Annotated in this window: 14 protein-coding genes; 11 read left to right on the top strand and 3 right to left on the bottom strand. The window is 63.5% G+C overall.

Features of this window, described 5'->3' with window-relative positions:
• Positions 1-56: 56 nt before the first annotated feature.
• Entirely contained in the window at positions 57-614 is a 558-nt protein-coding gene (locus RI444_RS03985; RefSeq protein WP_062095287.1) for a hypothetical protein, read from the bottom strand.
• Positions 615-951: 337 nt separating this feature from the next.
• Between RI444_RS03985 and RI444_RS03990 the strand changes: the two genes are divergently transcribed.
• From RI444_RS03990 to rlmB, 6 genes are all read left to right on the top strand, one after another.
• The gene (locus RI444_RS03990; RefSeq protein WP_009357288.1) at positions 952-1434 is read left to right on the top strand and encodes a CarD family transcriptional regulator; all 483 of its coding nucleotides are present in this window, start codon (positions 952-954) and stop codon (positions 1432-1434) included.
• 66 nt (positions 1435-1500) lie between these two features.
• Positions 1501-2283, top strand: coding sequence for a 2-C-methyl-D-erythritol 4-phosphate cytidylyltransferase (gene ispD / locus RI444_RS03995; protein ID WP_031217134.1), 783 nt, complete (start codon positions 1501-1503; stop codon positions 2281-2283).
• The gene (ispF, locus tag RI444_RS04000) at positions 2283-2825 is read left to right on the top strand and encodes a 2-C-methyl-D-erythritol 2,4-cyclodiphosphate synthase (protein ID WP_021474271.1); all 543 of its coding nucleotides are present in this window, start codon (positions 2283-2285) and stop codon (positions 2823-2825) included. Before ispD ends, ispF begins: the two co-directional genes overlap by 1 nt.
• The gene (locus tag RI444_RS04005) at positions 2818-3177 is read left to right on the top strand and encodes a hypothetical protein (protein ID WP_069695432.1); all 360 of its coding nucleotides are present in this window, start codon (positions 2818-2820) and stop codon (positions 3175-3177) included. Before ispF ends, RI444_RS04005 begins: the two co-directional genes overlap by 8 nt.
• 35 nt (positions 3178-3212) lie before the next feature.
• The gene (gene cysS / locus RI444_RS04010) at positions 3213-4682 is read left to right on the top strand and encodes a cysteine--tRNA ligase (RefSeq protein ID WP_207605093.1); all 1470 of its coding nucleotides are present in this window, start codon (positions 3213-3215) and stop codon (positions 4680-4682) included.
• A 79-nt stretch (positions 4683-4761) separates the two neighbouring features.
• Entirely contained in the window at positions 4762-5754 is a 993-nt protein-coding gene (rlmB, locus tag RI444_RS04015) for a 23S rRNA (guanosine(2251)-2'-O)-methyltransferase RlmB (RefSeq protein WP_021474274.1), read from the top strand.
• Between the two features lie 220 nt (positions 5755-5974).
• Here rlmB and RI444_RS04020 read toward each other — a convergent pair whose 3' ends face one another.
• Entirely contained in the window at positions 5975-6784 is an 810-nt protein-coding gene (locus RI444_RS04020; protein WP_179014482.1) for a carbon-nitrogen hydrolase family protein, read from the bottom strand.
• A 119-nt stretch (positions 6785-6903) separates the two neighbouring features.
• Here RI444_RS04020 and glgX point away from each other — a divergent pair, with 119 nt between their 5' ends.
• The 3 genes from glgX to RI444_RS04035 are packed head-to-tail and all read left to right on the top strand — an operon-like array spanning position 6904 to position 9862.
• Positions 6904-9018 (top strand): glycogen debranching protein GlgX, encoded by a 2115-nt coding sequence (gene glgX / locus RI444_RS04025; protein WP_207605092.1) that lies wholly within the window; start codon positions 6904-6906, stop codon positions 9016-9018.
• Between the two features lie 19 nt (positions 9019-9037).
• The gene (locus RI444_RS04030; protein ID WP_207605091.1) at positions 9038-9496 is read left to right on the top strand and encodes a ribonuclease domain-containing protein; all 459 of its coding nucleotides are present in this window, start codon (positions 9038-9040) and stop codon (positions 9494-9496) included.
• A gap of 6 nt (positions 9497-9502) precedes the next feature.
• Positions 9503-9862, top strand: a complete 360-nt coding sequence (locus RI444_RS04035; protein ID WP_062095291.1) for a barstar family protein — start codon at positions 9503-9505, stop codon at positions 9860-9862.
• 141 nt (positions 9863-10003) lie between these two features.
• On the opposite strand, the gene glgP is transcribed toward RI444_RS04035, so the two are convergent.
• Positions 10004-12628, bottom strand: coding sequence for an alpha-glucan family phosphorylase (gene glgP / locus RI444_RS04040; RefSeq protein WP_179014486.1), 2625 nt, complete (start codon positions 12626-12628; stop codon positions 10004-10006).
• A gap of 130 nt (positions 12629-12758) precedes the next feature.
• Between glgP and RI444_RS04045 the strand changes: the two genes are divergently transcribed.
• Positions 12759-14840 (top strand): alpha-1,4-glucan--maltose-1-phosphate maltosyltransferase, encoded by a 2082-nt coding sequence (locus tag RI444_RS04045; protein ID WP_373325310.1) that lies wholly within the window; start codon positions 12759-12761, stop codon positions 14838-14840.
• Complete coding sequence (gene treS / locus RI444_RS04050) at positions 14840-16636, top strand: maltose alpha-D-glucosyltransferase (RefSeq protein WP_207605089.1); 1797 nt, start codon at positions 14840-14842, stop codon at positions 16634-16636. Before RI444_RS04045 ends, treS begins: the two co-directional genes overlap by 1 nt.
• Position 16637 lies beyond the last annotated feature (1 nt).

Here is a 16637-nt window from a genome sequence, read left to right on the forward strand (position 1 = left end):
GAGGGGTTCCGCCGTAGCGGAACCCCTCCCTTGCAGTTGCTTGTAAGAGCGCGGTCCTAGTGGCCGGCTCCAGCCGACTCGGTGGAGGTAGCGGAGGGCGAGGCCGAACCGGACTCCGTAGAGGTGGGCGATGCCGAACCGCTGGGGGTGGGCAGGTATTCCTTGTACTCAGGAAGGGTGCCGTCCACAACAGGCACGTTGATCGTGGCGGAGTCGGAACCGCTGCGGATGGTCACCGGGGTCAGGCCGCCGGGGATAACGCCGGCGCTGCTGAGGATCGCGGAGTCGGAGCCGGTGTTCAGGTACGTCTCGGAGTTTGCCTTGACCGGGATTTCGGTCTGGGAGCCGTTTGCGCCGCTGATGGTCAGGGTAGCGTCCGAGGTGCCCTGGTTGAAGACAGCGCCGATGACGCGTCCGGGCTCCTTCTCGCCGGAAGCCACGATCAGGATGTTGCGCAACTGCAGCTGGCCGAGGTCAGCCTTGACCCCGTCGGATGCCGAGTACTGGTGCGAAGTCTGCTGGGCGTTGACGAAGCCGCAGCCGGTGACGGACAGAAGACCGACGCCGATTGCAGCGGCCGCAATTGCCAGCTTGCCGCGCTGGACAGTGTTCATCGCAGAAATGCGCACGACACCTACTCCTCAAGAGTCATTGGAAAGTTTTCAGCCATAGCCTATCGGCAAATCGGGCGAAACGAGGATTCGGGAAGCCTTTGTGGCGCCCACGACGGCGGACACAACCGCGTGCGACCGCGTGCCCGCTGGCGCGCACGCGTGAGAGCCCGGGCATTCACTTCGATTGACTAATGCATCTTTCACAGTTTTCGTCAAGGGGTTCTTTAGGGCCCTTTCGGGCCTTTTTCCCTTTATTTGCGCGGGAGGAGGGGCCGTCCGATGCCAGTCGTATGCCTTAATCGTGATAGACTAGTCTGCGGGAAAGGGGAAAGTCCACATGGTTTTTGAGGTCGGCGAGACAGTAGTTTACCCTCACCACGGTGCAGCAAAAATTGAGGAAATCAAGATGCGCACCATCAAGGGCGAAGAGAAGATGTATCTCAAGCTCAAGGTGGCTCAGGGTGATCTGACCATTGAAGTTCCAGCAGAGAATGTTGACCTTGTTGGGGTCCGGGACGTAGTGGGCAAGGATGGTTTGGAGCACGTATTTGACGTCCTCCGCGCCGAGTTCACTGAAGAGCCCACCAACTGGTCACGTCGTTACAAGGCAAACCTGGAGAAGCTTGCTTCGGGTGATGTCATCAAGGTGGCAGAGGTCGTCCGCGATCTTTGGCGTCGTGATCACGATCGCGGCCTTTCCGCAGGTGAGAAGCGCATGCTGGCCAAGGCGCGGCAGATTCTGATTTCAGAACTGGCGCTGGCTGAGAAGACAGACGAAGAGAAGGCAGCAAGCGTTCTCGACGAGGTCTTGGCTTCCTAAGAATTGATGCCCGGTGGTGCGAAAGCGCCGCCGGGTTTCTTTTTTGTCTTCCAGTAACCTTGGCGCATGAGTAATCCTTCAATGCGCTCGGTTACGGCCGTCATCGTAGTTGCAGCCGGTTCAGGGGAGCGCCTGGGCTACGGCATGCCTAAAGCCCTGGTTCCTTTGGGTGGTGAGTCCATCCTCATGCATGCCCTCCGCGGCGTGGTGGCGGCAGACGTTGCACGCCAGATCTGCGTTGCCGTGCCCAAGGGGGATACGGAGATGCGTGAGCTGATCGCTGATTTCACCGTGGAACTGGTGGACGGCGGACCTGAAGTGTCGGTCGTCGACGGAGGGTCTACCCGCGCGGACTCCGTGCGCGCCGCCCTCGCCGCATTGGAGGAAGGCACTGAATTTGTGCTGGTGCACGACGCCGCCCGGGCCCTTGCGCCCGAGCGTGTCTTCCAGCGCGTTGCCGATGCCCTTGCTGCCGGGGCGAAGTCGGTCATTCCGGCGATGCCGGTGGTTGACACCATTAAGACGGTGGCGGCTACAAGTGGGGCAGGGACGGAGATCGCGCCGGAAGTGGTCACCGGAACCGCCAACCGGGAGCAGTTGCGCGCAGTCCAGACGCCTCAAGGTTTTGAGCTGGCAACGCTGCGCCGTGCCCACGGGGCCGCAGCAGATTTCGATGACCAACAGTCTGCGTCGGTTACCGACGACGCCATGTTGGTGGAACTCCTCGGAGTTCCGGTGCATGCGGTCCGGGGAGCCAGCCAGTCCTTGAAAATCACCACACCGCTGGACCTCATCATCGCCGAAGGCTTGTTGGAAGGCCCCCTGGGAATGCGCTGGGTGGAGGGCTGATGAACCAAGCTGAACCGATCCTGCCTCGCACCGGAATCGGCATTGACGTGCACGCCTTCGCACCCGCCGACGACCCCCAGCCGCTGTGGTTGGGAGGATTGTTCTGGGAGGGCGAGCAGGGGCTCTCAGGCCATTCCGACGGCGATTGCATCGCCCATGCGGCCGCGGATGCGCTCTTCTCCGCCTGCGGAATCGGCGACCTCGGCACGCACTTCGGCACGGACCGCCCCGAGTTTGCAGGCGCTTCCGGAGTGAAGCTCCTGGGCGAAGCCGCGCGCATTGTCCGTGCCGCAGGATTCGGGATCGGAAACGTGGCCGTGCAGTTCGTTGCCAACCGTCCCAAGTTCGGCCCTCGGCGGGAAGAATCACAGCGGGTCCTCAGCGAAGCCGCCGGTGCACCCGTGAGCGTCACGGCGACCACCAGTGACGGCCTCGGATTCACGGGGCGCGGTGAAGGGATCTCGGCCATCGCCACGGCCCTGGTTTACCAACTGCCGGAGCCCGGGCAGCCGACTACCGCGAACGGCGGGCAGGATGCGTAAGCCGCGTTCCGGCGTCGTACGTTTTCCGGCCGCTGCAGCAATAGCAGCCCTCGGGGCGGCACTGATGCTGGCCGGCTGCGGCGGAACTCCAAAGATGGACGTGAAAGCCAGTTGCGAGTTCCTGAACAACGATTCCTTCAAGCCGGACGGCAACCAGCAGCAGCAGTCCAAACAGCTGGCCGAGCACTATCACCAACTCTCGGAAAAACTCACCCCGGAGATCGCGGACCCCATCAAGGAGATGGCGGCCATTATGGACAAGGCCGCGTCCTCGTCGCTCGGAGCGGCTACCCAGGAGCAACAGCAGCAGCTTACGGTCCAGTTCAACAAGATCGGCGAGTTCTGCAAGTAAGCCGGGCACGGTCCGGCATCGGCTAATCTGGAGCGGTGACCCTGCGCTTCTATGACACTGCCTCCGCCGAAGTCCGTGACTTCGTTCCCCTCGAACCCGGCAAGGCGAGTGTCTACTACTGTGGGGCCACCGTGCAGGGCATGCCGCACGTGGGCCACGTTCGTTCGGCGATCGCATTCGACCAACTGACCCGATGGCTGGAATTCCGCGGCCTGCGGGTCACAGTCGTGCGCAACGTCACGGATATTGATGACAAGATCCTGGCAAAGTCCGAACGGTCCTTCGGGCCTGACTGGGACGCCGAGCCCACAGCCAAGCAGGACGAGGAATGGTGGGCGCTGGCCTACCGTTACGAGCTGGAATTCGAGCAGGCCTACGAGACACTTGGCGTCCAGCGCCCCACCTACGAACCCCGCGCCACCGGACACATCCCTGAGATGCACGCTCTGATTCAGCGGCTCATTGACCGTGGCCACGCCTACCCTGCCCTCGATGACTCCGGAGACGTCTACTTCGATGTCCGTTCCTGGAGCAAGTACGGTTCGCTCACGCGTCAGAACGTAGATGACATGCAGGGAGCCGCCGACGCCGACCCCCGCGGCAAGCGTGATCCCCGCGACTTTGCGCTGTGGAAGGGTTTCAAGGAAGGCGAACCGGAAACCGCCAGTTGGGCTTCCCCTTGGGGAGCCGGCCGTCCCGGGTGGCACCTCGAATGCTCCGCCATGGTCACCAAGTACCTCGGCAAGCGCTTCGATATCCACGGCGGGGGACTCGACCTCCGTTTCCCGCACCATGAGAACGAGATGGCACAGTCCCAGGCTGCGGGCGATGATTTCGCCAACTTCTGGATGCACAACGGCTTGGTGACCTACGAGGGCGAAAAAATGTCCAAGTCCATAGGCAACACCATCAGCCCGGCCGAGATGCTGGACGTGGCCTCGCCCAGGGTGGTCCGGTACTACCTCGGGCAGGCCCACTACCGCTCTGTCCTGGACTACCGGCCGACGTCGCTCCAGGAGGCGGCTGCCGCCGTCGAACGCATTGACGGTTTCATCGCGAAAGCGTCTGCCAAGGTTCAGCACGACATGGGCGGACCGAGCGCTTATGCCGTAGCGCCGCAGGCCAACATGCCGGCCGCCTTTGCCGCCGCGATGGACGATGACCTGAACGTCCCGCAGGCACTGGGCGTCCTTCACGAGACGGTTCGTGCGGGCAACACGGCGCTGGCCGCCGGGGATCTTGAGGCTGCCAAGCAGGCCCTCTACAGCGTCAATGCCATGACCTCGGTCCTGGGACTGGACGCCGTGAAACGCCCCGAAGCCGTGCAAGGCCGTGAACACGCCGCCCTCGAGGTGCTGGTCGAGGCGCAGCTCGAAGCCCGGGCAGTCGCGCGTGCGGCGAAGGACTGGGCCGCGTCGGACGCGATTCGCGACACGCTCGCCGCAGCCGGCATCGTGGTTGAGGACGGGCCCGACGGCGCAACGTGGAGCCTCAAGCGCGGCTGACAAGAAGGCTCGTCCGCCGAATTGCATTGGGTCAGTAGACTTGATTCCAGACTCATTACAACATCAAGGATGGAATCCCATGGCCAACAACGGTAACCGGTCGGTCAAGAAGAAGAAGGGCCCCACCGTCGGAACCGGTGGCCACGGCCGCAAGGCACTCGAAGGCAAAGGCCCCACGCCCAAGGCGGAGGACCGCGTCTACCACAAGGCCTACAAGAACAAGCAGTTGGCCGAGCGTTCGGCTGCCAAGCGCGGTGCAGGTCCCCGCGGCGCCGGCGCACGCCGGAGCACTGGTCCCAAGGGCCGCGCCACTGAAGAGCTGGTGACTGGCCGCAACTCCGTTGTGGAAGCCCTGCGCGCCGGCATCCCGGCCAAGGCGCTGCACGTGGCCATCCGGATCGAGATGGACGACCGCGTCAAGGAATCCCTCAAGATTGCTGCTGAACGGAATATCCCGCTGCTGGAGGCCGGCAAGTCCGAGCTCGACCGGATGACCGAGGACGCCGTGCACCAGGGCCTCGTCCTGCAGATTCCGCCGTACGAGTACGAGGACGCCTACGATCTCGCCGAAGAAACGGTAGCCAAGTGGAAGAAGGGGCACATCTCCAACGCTCCGCTCTTCGTCGCACTGGACGGCATCACTGACCCCCGCAACCTTGGCGCCATCATTCGTTCGGTTTCCGCCTTCAGCGGTCACGGCGTCATCGTGCCCGAGCGTCGCTCCGTAGGTGTGACCGCTTCCGCGTGGAAGACCAGCGCGGGAGCTGCCGTCCGTGTCCCCGTGGCACGGGCATCCAACTTGAACAACGCCCTCAAGCAGTTCAAGGAGATGGGCATCTACGTTCTGGGCCTGGACGGTGGCGGCGACGTCTCGCTTCCGGACCTCACTGTCGCTACCGAACCGGTGTGCATCGTGGTAGGTTCCGAAGGCAAGGGCCTCAGCCGGCTCGTGCGCGAGAACTGCGACCAGATCGTCTCCATCCCGATCGACTCCGCCATGGAGTCCCTGAACGCTTCCATGGCCGTCGGCATCTCCCTCTACGAGGTCTCCCGGCAGCGCTCGGCAAACTAGCCCCCGTTCCTCTCTCACATCCCGACGCGTTTTGGCTCACGCTCTCTCACCTCAAGCGGTGGGGGAGCGTTTGCCGTTCTGCGTGGATCAGCCCACGACGGCGCCTCCCGGACACCCGCAGTACGTCCGCCGCGGGTGGGATGTGGCAGAGCAACCGGCGGAAGCGGGTGGGATGTGCCAGAGCAACCGGCGGAAGCGGGTGGGATGTGGCAGAGGAACGCTAGAAGTCGCGGCGGTTGGCCAGCACCGGGAGCTTTTGGCGGGCTTCCTGTACTACGGTCCCGTCGAGGTCGGCAAAAATCAGTCCCGGCTCGCCTTCGAGTGATTCAAGCACTTGGCCGAACGGGGAAACGACGGCGGAGTACCCCACTCCCGTGGGTGCCGTGCTTTTGGTTTCCACTCCCTGGGTAGCGGGATCACCCTGGCCGCAGGCAAGGACGAACGTGGTGGTATCCACGGCCCGGGCGCGGGCAAGGAGCTGCCACTGCTCAGCTTTGCCGGGGCCGGATCCCCAGGACGCTGAGACGATATTGACCACCGCGCCACGCCGGGCGTTCTCGGTGAACAGGGCGGGGAAACGGATGTCGTAGCACGTGGCCAGACCAAAGGTGAGGCCACCGGCGTCGAACGTCACGGGGTCTGTACCGGGCTCGACGGTATCGGACTCCGCAAAACCGAACGCGTCGAACAGATGGATCTTGTCGTAGCTGGCCTCTACACCCGGGCCGGTGGCCACAAGGGTATTCCGTACGCGGGCTTTTCCGGACTCCGAGGGGGTACCGGGCGTGAACATCCCGGCAACGATCACCAGCTCCAGCTCCTTGGCGAGTTCGCGGACCCGGGCTGCCCAAGGGCCGTCGAGGGGCTCGGCAATGTCCAGCAGCGAGTTGCCGAACGCACGCATCATGGCTTCCGGAAAGACCACAAGGCCGGCGCCGCCTTCCTTGGCTCGTCGGGCATACTCCTCCAGGATCTGCAGGTTCCCGTCCAGATCCCGGCCTGTGATGACTTGGGCAAGTGCCACGCGCACGATGTGTACCTCCAGTTCCGTACCTCCCAGTATGGCAGCGCTGCAAGGAAGTGCCGCGTATGTCGTCACATGGAAGGAGGAAGCGGCACATAGTTGGCGTGGAACTAAACTTGCAATCAATGGTCATGCCTATTTTGGAAACAGCAGCCGCCGTGGACGCCTCCCGTCCCGCGCCGCTCGGACTGAGCTCGCCGCAGTCCGGGGAGACTAATGCTGCCTCCGCACCCATCGGTCACGTCAACGTGGCAGTGTTCGCCCCGGATCTGGAGCGTGTGGAGATGGCGTACCAGGCGCCAGGCGAGGGATGGCGCGTCCACACTCTGCCGAACAAGGCCGACGGCATCCACTTCGGCATCGTGGACGGGGTTCCGCCCGGCACCCGCTACGGTTTCCGCGCCGCTCCTGAAGGCGGCGGACTTCCGGTGTCCGTGCCCTCGGTGGATTTTGACGACGACGGCGGACAGCCCCTGTTGCTTGACCCTTACGGCCGCGCCGTGGACCAGCGGGGCGAATTCCTGACGAGCGTGCATATGGACCGTGACTTTGACTGGGGAGATGACGCCACGCCGCGGACTCCGCTGCGGAACACGGTCATCTACGAGGCCCATGTCCGCGGCCAGACGATGTTGCACCCGGACATCCCCGAGCACCTGCGTGGAACATATGCAGGCATGGCCCATCCCGTGATGATCCAGCACCTGACGGAACTGGGTGTGACGGCCGTGCAGCTGCTTCCGATCCACTTCCACCTGGATGAGTCGCACCTTCAGGACCTTGGCCTGACCAACTACTGGGGCTACAACACCATAGCTTTCTTCGCACCGCAGTCCTCCTACGCCACCGAAGCTGCGCGGAACGCAGGGCCTCATGCGGTCCAGGATGAACTCAAAGGCATGGTCAAGCTGCTCCACGCTGCCGGGATCGAGGTGCTCCTGGATGTGGTCTACAACCACACAGCCGAGGCCGGACCGGACGGGCCTCCCATCAGCTTCCGCGGACTGGCGGAGAAACGGTACTACCGCCACGATGCCCACGGCCGCTACTTGGACACCACCGGCTGCGGCAACACACTGGACTTCAGTGATCCCGTTGTGGTGGACCTGGCTTTGGACTCGTTGCGCTACTGGGTCAACGACTTCCACGTGGACGGCTTCCGTTTCGACCTCGCTGTGACGCTTTGCCGCGATTCCGGAAACGAATACGACCCGAACCACCCGTTCCTGCGCGCGATCGCGGAAGATCCCGTGCTGTCCTCGGTCAAGCTGATTGCCGAGCCGTGGGACGTCGGTTTCGGCGGTTGGCAGACTGGACGGTTCCCCCGCGGCTGGGCTGACTGGAATGACCATTTCCGCGACGGCGTCCGCAACTTCTGGCTTTCCGACCGCGCAGCCATCGAGGCCGGCGGCCACGGCGGGTCAGTGGCGAAGCTCGCGCAGATCATGGCCGGTTCCCAGGAGCTGTTTGCCGCTTCAGGCAGGACGCGTCTGGCGTCGGTAAATTTCGTCACGGCCCACGACGGCTTCACCCTTGCGGACCTCGTCAGCTACGACCGTAAGCACAACGAAGACAACGGCGAGCAAAACAGGGACGGCCACGGCGATAACCGCAGCTACAACCATGGCTTCGAAGGCCGCAGCGAGAACGAGGCGATCGTTGCTGCCCGCGCCCTGTCAGTCCGCAACCTCATGGCTACCCTTTTGCTGTCCATTGGCGTTCCGATGATCACAGCCGGTGATGAACTAGGGCGGACGCAGCATGGGAACAACAACGCCTACTGCCAGGACAACCCCACTGCCTGGTTGGACTGGAGCCGCACCCACGAGGCCCACTCACTGTTCCGGACCACCCGCGAGTTGGTCCGCCTTCGGAGATGGTTCCTGAGCCAGCAGCCTGAGAGCTTCCCGGCGATGGCCGACGACTCCAGCCTTCAGTGGTTTGATGACAACGGCAAACGCATGACCCCGGCCCGCTGGAACGATCCCGGCGTCCGGTGTGTCCAACTTCTGATGGGTGACGAGGACAGCCAAGTGCGCGGCTTGATCGTGATCAACGGCAGCAACCATGACGTTCGGATGGTCCTGCCGGAGATTTTGAGCGAGACGGGCGTCGGGAAACGTATGTTCGAGCTCCGTTTCACCACGTCAGTGCTCCATGAACGCCGTAAGGGTGCGCTGGTAGCGTCCGGTGAACGGGATATCCTGCATGCCAACACCATCAACGTTTACCGCACCTGAAACCTGAGGAGTTCCCGGCATGAAACGCAGCAGGCTGGCGGCGTTCGCAGGTTTGGTGATCGCCGTCGTCGTGCTGGTTGTCGCCATGGTGAGCGGCCAGCAGGCGCCAACGGCACCTGGGGAGTCACCCGGCACCGCGGTAAGTACGACGTCGGCGCCTCCTGCTGCTGGCCGGGCACCGGAGAATCCTTCCGGACTGCCGGCCGTCAACGCCTCCCAGTTGCCCAAGGAAGCACGGCAGACCCTTGTCCTCATCGCGAAGGGCGGTCCCTACCCGTACCGGGAAGATGACGGAAACTTCGGTAACTTCGAAGGACTCCTGCCCAAGAAGGGAAGCGGCTTCTATAAGGAGTACACGGTGCCGACGCCGGGCAAGTCCAACCGCGGAGAACGGCGCATAGTGGTGGGCAGGGACGCAGCCAAGTACTACACCGCGGACCACTACGAATCGTTCAAGTTCATCGTCGAGGACAAGTAGGAGCCCATGAAGATCTACTCAGCTGACACCTGGACGCTCGAAGAACTGCAGGAGCAGGTTTCCGACGCAGGCCGCCGCACTATCCTGGTGCCCCCCGCGGACACCAAGAAGGCCGTCCTCGAGGTCTTCGGCCAGGTCCTGGATTTCCCTGAGTACTACGGCGTGAACCTGGATGCCCTCAATGACTCCCTGCATGACTTCGCCGATTCCCTGTCGGAGGATGGCGATGCTCCGGTCACCATGATCTGGCAGGTCCCCGCGGCTTACCGGACGGACCGCTCATTCGGGGTGGTCTGCGAAATCCTCCAAGACGCAGAGCGCTACGCCGGCCGCGACCTGGCAGTGATCGCCGTCTTCCAGCACTAAAGCGCAAACGGCCTGGTGGATCCTAACCTTGGTCATCGTTTAAAGCCCACTGGGCGGCCGTGATCCGGCAGCGCACGTCAAAGGCGAGGAACGAGCCAGTGCGCCGAGGATTGCGGCCGCCCAGCGGCGGCTGAACCAGGACTAAGCGTTCGCGATCAACCCAAGTTCAGCCTTGGAAGCCAACGCCGAATGCTTCGGGAACACCCGAACGGTGTAGCCGAAGGAGCCTGAGCGGTTGATGACCAGTGATCCGTGGAAGAGATGGCGTCCGTGGCCGAGGTCTTCCTTCGGGTCCAGTTCGGCAACCACAATGTCTTCGAGTTCATCGCTTTCCTCGGCCCGTCCGAAGGCCACCTCCACGGCGACGTCTTCGGGTGCGAGGTTGTTCAGGGCGATGTACGCGTTGACCTGGAGGGTGTCGCCTACTTGGGGTTCCTCGGAGAGGCCCACCGAATCGACGTGTTCCACTACAACCTCGGGCCAGGCGTTCCGGACCTTGGTGGTCCAGGCGGCGAGTTCCTTCGCCTCCCGGTAGGAGTCTGCGGAGGCCCTCCGCCCGGACACGGCTGCCGGGCAGTAGAGGTTGTTGACGTAGTCGTGGAGCATGCGTTCGGCGGAGACAGCAGGACCGAGGTTGGCCAGGGTGTGCTTGATCATCGAAACCCAGTGGGTGGGGATCTTCTCCGTGCTGGACTCGGAAGGTCCTGCCGCCCCGGCACCTTGGGACACGGTGGTGCCGTAGAAGCGGGGTGCCACCTGGGTTTCGAGGAGTTCGTAGAGGGCTGCGGCTTCGATGTCGTCACGTTGGTCGGCTGAGGCGCCGTTGTTGGCCGTGGGGATCGCCCAGCCGTTCTCGCCGTCGTACATTTCGTCCCACCAACCGTCCAACACGGACAGGTTCAACGAGCCGTTGATGGCCGCCTTCATCCCGGACGTGCCGCACGCCTCCAGGGGGCGGAGGGGGTTGTTGAGCCAGACGTCGCATCCCGGGAACAGGGTTCGCGCCATGGCGATGTCGTAGTTGGGCAGGAAGACGATCCTGTGGCGCACTTCGGGGTCGTCCGTGAACCGGACCAGGTCCTGGATCATTTTCTTGCCCGCATCGTCCGCTGGGTGCGACTTGCCCGCGATGACCAACTGGATGGGGTGCTTCGGGTCAAGGAGCAGGGCCTTGAGCCGCTTGGGGTCGCGCAGCATCAGGGTGAGGCGCTTGTAAGTGGGAACACGGCGGGCGAAGCCGATGGTCAGCACGTCCGGATCCAGGACTTTCGCGGTCCAGCCGAGTTCGGCGTCGGCGGCGCCCCGCTTCTTCCAGGAGGCGCGCAGGCGGCGGCGGACATCCTCGATCAGCTGGACGCGGAGTTCGCGGCGAAGTGCCCACACATCCTCGTCACTGACGTTGTAGGCGAGGTCCCAGCGCCCCATCGCTTCGGCTTCCGCGCCGAACTGGCTGCGGACAAGGGAGGAGATCCGCGGGTCCACCCAGGTAGGAACGTGGACGCCGTTGGTGACGGAGGCGATGGGCACCTCGGAGTGGTCGAATCCCGGCCACAGGCCTGCAAACATCTGGCGGGAAACAACGCCGTGAAGCTTCGCTACGCCGTTGGCGCGCTGCGCCAGGCGCAGGCCCATGACGGCCATGTTGAAAACCGCAGGGTTGCCGCCGTCGTAGTTTTCCCGGCCGAGCTCCAGGATCCGTTCCACCGGGACGGCAGGGGCGAGGCCCCCTTCGAAGAAGTGCTTGATCTGGACCGCTTCGAAGCGGTCGATCCCCGCGGGCACCGGTGTGTGGGTAGTGAAGACGGTGGAGGCGCGGCCGGCGGCGAGTGCCTCTTCCCAGCTGAGCGGATCAGCGGGATCGGACATGGCTTCCTGGATCCGCTCAATACCGAGGAACCCGGCGTGGCCTTCGTTGGTGTGGAAGACTTCCGGCGCGGGCGTGCCGGTCAGTTCCTGGTAGACGCGCAGGGCCTTCACGCCGCCCATGCCGAGCAGGAGCTCCTGCTGGAGGCGGTGGTCGCCGCCTCCGCCGTACAGGCGGTCCGTGATGCCGCGGGCGGCTTCGTCGTTGGAGGGTACGTTGGAGTCCAGCAGCAGCAGGGGCACGCGTCCGACGTCGGCACGCCAGACGTGCGCATGCAGCTCGCGTCCGTTGGGCAGCGGCAGGGAAATCTGCACGGCCTTGCCCTGGCCGCCGTCCTTTGCGGGGTGGCGCAGGAGTGTCAGGGGCAGCCCGTCAGGGTCCAGGACGGGGTACGTTTCCTGCTGCCAGGCATCGCGGGAGAGTGACTGCTTGAAGTAGCCGGCCTGGTAGAGGAGGCCGACGCCGATCAGCGGGACGCCGAGGTCGGATGCGGCTTTGAGGTGGTCGCCGGCAAGGATGCCGAGGCCGCCGGAGTACTGCGGGAGTACCTCGGTGATGCCGAATTCGGGGGAGAAATAGGCGATGCACTTGGGCGCGTCGTCGCCCAGGCTTTGGTACCAGCGCGGCTCGCTGAGGTAACGGTCCAAGTCCGCCGCGGCTTCCTGCACGCGCGCCACGAGCTCTCCGTCCGCGGCCAGGTCCTGAAGCTGTTCCCGGCTGATGGACCCAAGCAAGGCAATGGGATCATGCTGCGCGTCTTCCCACAGCGCAGGGTTGAGCCCTGCAAAAAGTTCCCGCGTGGGCCGGTGCCATGACCAACGCAAGTTCGTTGCCAAACGGGCTAATGGCCTGATGGGCTCAGGGAGGACGGTACGGACTGTAAACCTTCGGATTGCCTTCACGAGCGCCACACTAACCGACTCCCATGACAGTCGGAACCGCTTTGGGTTTCTTTTAGGTAAAAGACATGAGCGCGCCGAATATAGGTCGTGTGCTTAGCATTCTGTGATTTTTGTCAGTAACGTCGTGCTTGTGACGAATATCCAGCGAACCAGCACCGCTCTGAAATCCAAGACAAAAACGGACATCACCGACGGACTTCGCTTCGGCCGGTTCCCCATCACGGCTGTCCAGCCGGTGGTGGACGGGGGCCGTTTCCCGGCAAAGGCATTGCCCGGGGAAGACCTCCGGGTTTCTGCCACGGTATTCCGGGAAGGACATGATCAGCTCGGCGTTTCCGCTGTGCTCCTGGATCCCAGGGGCAAGGAACGCCAGCGGGTCCGGCTGGCCCCTTCCCAGGAGGAACGCTGGAAGGGTCTGGACCGCTGGGAGGGCCACCTGACCCCCACCGGTGTGGGAGCCTGGTCGTTCGTCATCGAAGCCTGGCACGACCGGTACGGCACGTGGCACCACAACGCCGAGGTGAAGGTTGCCGCCGGGATCGACGTCGAGCTCATGCTCACTGAAGGTTCCGTGCTCCTCGCCGAGGCGGCAGGGGACGACGCCGGACGCAGCGCCGCGGAAAAGCGCACCTTGCGTGCCGCGTCAGTCGTGCTGGCGGATACCACCAAGTCACCCGAGGAGCGCCTTGCCGCCGGTTTCAGCCGCGAGGTGCTGGCCGCCGTCGGGCGTGTTCCCATCCGTGAACTGGTGACGGTTTCCGAGCAGTTCCCGCTCAAGGTGGAACGGGACCTTGCCGGCCGTGGCTCGTGGTACGAATTCTTCCCCCGCTCCGAAGGTGCGGTGCTGGACCACGCCACCGGCGTATGGACTTCCGGCAACTTCCGCACCGCGGCCCGGCGGCTGGACGCCGTTGCCGGGATGGGGTTCGACGTCATCTACCTGCCGCCCATCCACCCCATTGGTTTCCAGCACCGGAAGGGCCGCAACAACACCTTGACACCGGGCCCGCAGGATCCCGGCTCGCCGTGGGCCATCGGTTCCAAGGACGGAGGCCACGACGCCATCCATCCTGATCTGGGGACTTTCGAGGACTTCGACGCGTTCGTTGCGCGTGCCAATGAGCTTGGCCTTGAGGTGGCACTGGACCTGGCCCTGCAGGCCGCTCCAGACCACCCATGGGTCGAGTCGAATCCGGAATGGTTCACCACCCGCGTGGACGGCTCCATTGCCTACGCGGAAAACCCGCCGAAGAAGTACCAGGACATCTACCCCCTCAACTTCGACAATGACCCCGCCGGCCTCTCCAAGGAAATCCTGCGCATCGTCCAGTTGTGGATCAGCCACGGCGTGAAGATTTTCCGCGTGGACAATCCGCACACCAAGCCTGTCTGGTTCTGGGAATGGCTGATCGGAAAGATCAACAAGCGCAATCCCGAGGTGGTTTTCCTCGCGGAGGCGTTCACCCGGCCGCCCATGATGCACGCCCTGGGACGGGCAGGATTCCAGCAGTCGTACACGTACTTCACGTGGAGGAACACCAAGACAGAAATCGAGGAGTACTTCCACGAGGTCAGCCACGAGACCCCGGCGTTCTTCCGCCCGAACTTCTTCGTGAACACCCCGGACATCCTCACCGAGTACCTGCAGTACGGCGGCCCGGCGGCTTTCAAGATCCGTGCCGTCCTCGCCTCCACCGCCAGCCCGCTATGGGGCGTCTATGCCGGCTACGAGCTGTATGAGCACGTTGCCAGGCCCGGTGCGGAAGAGTACATCGACAACGAAAAGTACGAGTACAAGGCACGTGACTGGGAGGGTGCTGCGGCGTCCGGCCACACGCTGGCCCCCTACATCACCAGGCTCAACACCATCCGCAAGGACCACCCGGCCCTGGGCGATTTGCAGAACCTGACATTGCACCGGAGCACGGACGATGCAACCGTTGTGTACTCCAAGCACAAGACGTTGCCGGACGGCCGCAAGGACACTTTGATCGTGGTGGTCAACGTGGATCCGCACAGCACGCGGGAGAGCACGGTTTCGCTGGACCTCGCTGCACTGCAGCTCGATCCCGGAGACTTCAACGACGAGGGCCGTTACTGGGTGGACGACCTCATCAGCGGACAAAGCTGGGAATGGGGCGAACACAACTACGTCCGGCTGGACGCCCACGTTGAGCCGGCCCACGTGCTCAGCATCCGGAGGCAGCCTTAGTGAGTTTTTCTCCGCAAAACCCGAGCCAGTACTTCACTCCGAAGAACACCTTCGAGCTGAACGCTCCCGGTCTCCAGCATGATCCACACTGGTACCGCAAAGCTGTGTTCTACGAGGTACTGGTTCGGGCCTTTGCGGATGCCAACGGTGACGGCTCCGGTGACTTCCAGGGCCTGATCGACAAGTTGGACTACCTGCAATGGCTGGGCGTCGATTGCCTGTGGCTGCCGCCGTTCTTCCAATCGCCGTTGCGTGACGGCGGTTACGACATTGCCGACTACACCTCAGTGCTGGACGAGTTCGGGACCATCAGCGATTTCAAGCGCCTGGTGGCCGAAGCGCATGCCCGCGGCGTTCGGGTCATCATCGACCTTCCGCTGAACCACACTTCGGACCAGCACCCCTGGTTCCAGGAATCCCGTAAGGACCCCACCGGCCCTTACGGAGATTTCTATGTGTGGAGCGACACCGACGAGAAGTACCAGGACGCACGGATCATCTTCGTGGACACCGAAGAATCCAACTGGACTTTTGACCCCATCCGCCGGCAATTCTTCTGGCACCGCTTCTTCAGCCACCAGCCGGACCTGAACTTCGAGAACCCGGCCGTCATCGACGCCCTGCACGATGTTGTCCGTTTCTGGCTGGACCAGGGGATCGACGGCTTCAGGGCAGATGCCATTCCCTACCTCTATGAGGAAGAGGGCACCAACTGCGAGAACCTTCCGCAGACCCACACCTTCCTGCAGGACCTGAGGCGGATGGTGGACGAAAGCTACCCGGGCCGGGTGATCATCGCCGAGGCAAACCAGCCCCCGCATGAAGTGGTGGAGTACTTCGGAACCGAGGAAGCACCCGAATGCCACATGGCGTTCCACTTTCCCATCATGCCCAGGCTGTACTACGCGCTGCGTGACCAGAAGGCCGCCCCGATCATCGAGACCTTGCGGGATACACCCAGGATTCCGCGGGGAGCGCAGTGGGGCACCTTCCTCCGCAACCACGACGAACTGACCTTGGAAATGGTGAGGTCCGACGAGCGGGCAGCGATGCTCGGCTGGTACGCCCCGGATCCCCGGATGCGGGCCAACATCGGTATCCGACGCCGGCTGGCACCGTTGCTGGACAACTCCCGGGCCGAAATCGAATTAATCAACGCCCTTCTGCTCTCCCTGCCGGGCAGTCCGTTCCTCTACTACGGCGACGAAATCGGGATGGGTGACAACATCTGGCTCGATGACCGCGACGCCGTGCGCACGCCGATGCAGTGGAACCCGGACCGCAACGCAGGATTCTCCAACGCAGACCCCGGCAAGCTCTACCTGCCGATCATCCAGTCGCTGGTTTACAACTTCGCCATGGCCAACGTGGAGGCCCAGGCCGCCCATTCCGGCTCGCTGTTGCGCTGGACGCGCCAGATCCTGAGCGTCCGGAAGAACCATCCGGTGTTCGGGCTGGGCAACTTCCGCCACATCGAGGCCGACCACGAGGCCGTGCTGGCGTACGTCCGGGAACTTGCTCCGGGAAATGAGGAAGGGGAAACGGCACAGACGATTCTGTGCGTCTTCAATCTTTCGCAGCATCCCGTAGCGGCCGCCCTGGACCTCCCTGAGTTCGCCGGCCGCGGCTTCAGGGACATCTTTGGCGGCCAGCCCTTCCCGGCCGTGGGTGATAACGGCCAGCTGACTGTGATGTTGGGGAGCCACGCCTTCTACTGGCTAAGGCTCCGCTCCGCATTTTCCAATCCCTCGTCGCCTATGACGCAGGCGATCCCAGTGGTGTCGACGAAAGGGTGAG

This window comes from Paenarthrobacter sp. AT5, from assembly GCF_032764245.1.
Lineage (GTDB): Bacteria > Actinomycetota > Actinomycetes > Actinomycetales > Micrococcaceae > Arthrobacter > Arthrobacter ureafaciens.

Coding starts and splice junctions, on each gene's coding strand:
- RI444_RS04030 (WP_207605091.1), top strand. CDS start 9,038: ATGAAACGCAGCAGGCTGGCGGCGTTCGCAGGTTTGGTGATCGCCGTC.
- ispD (WP_031217134.1), top strand. CDS start 1,501: ATGAGTAATCCTTCAATGCGCTCGGTTACGGCCGTCATCGTAGTTGCA.
- RI444_RS04005 (WP_069695432.1), top strand. CDS start 2,818: ATGCGTAAGCCGCGTTCCGGCGTCGTACGTTTTCCGGCCGCTGCAGCA.
- glgX (WP_207605092.1), top strand. CDS start 6,904: ATGGTCATGCCTATTTTGGAAACAGCAGCCGCCGTGGACGCCTCCCGT.
- ispF (WP_021474271.1), top strand. CDS start 2,283: ATGAACCAAGCTGAACCGATCCTGCCTCGCACCGGAATCGGCATTGAC.
- rlmB (WP_021474274.1), top strand. CDS start 4,762: ATGGCCAACAACGGTAACCGGTCGGTCAAGAAGAAGAAGGGCCCCACC.
- RI444_RS03985 (WP_062095287.1), bottom strand. CDS start 614: ATGAACACTGTCCAGCGCGGCAAGCTGGCAATTGCGGCCGCTGCAATC.
- RI444_RS04035 (WP_062095291.1), top strand. CDS start 9,503: ATGAAGATCTACTCAGCTGACACCTGGACGCTCGAAGAACTGCAGGAG.
- RI444_RS03990 (WP_009357288.1), top strand. CDS start 952: ATGGTTTTTGAGGTCGGCGAGACAGTAGTTTACCCTCACCACGGTGCA.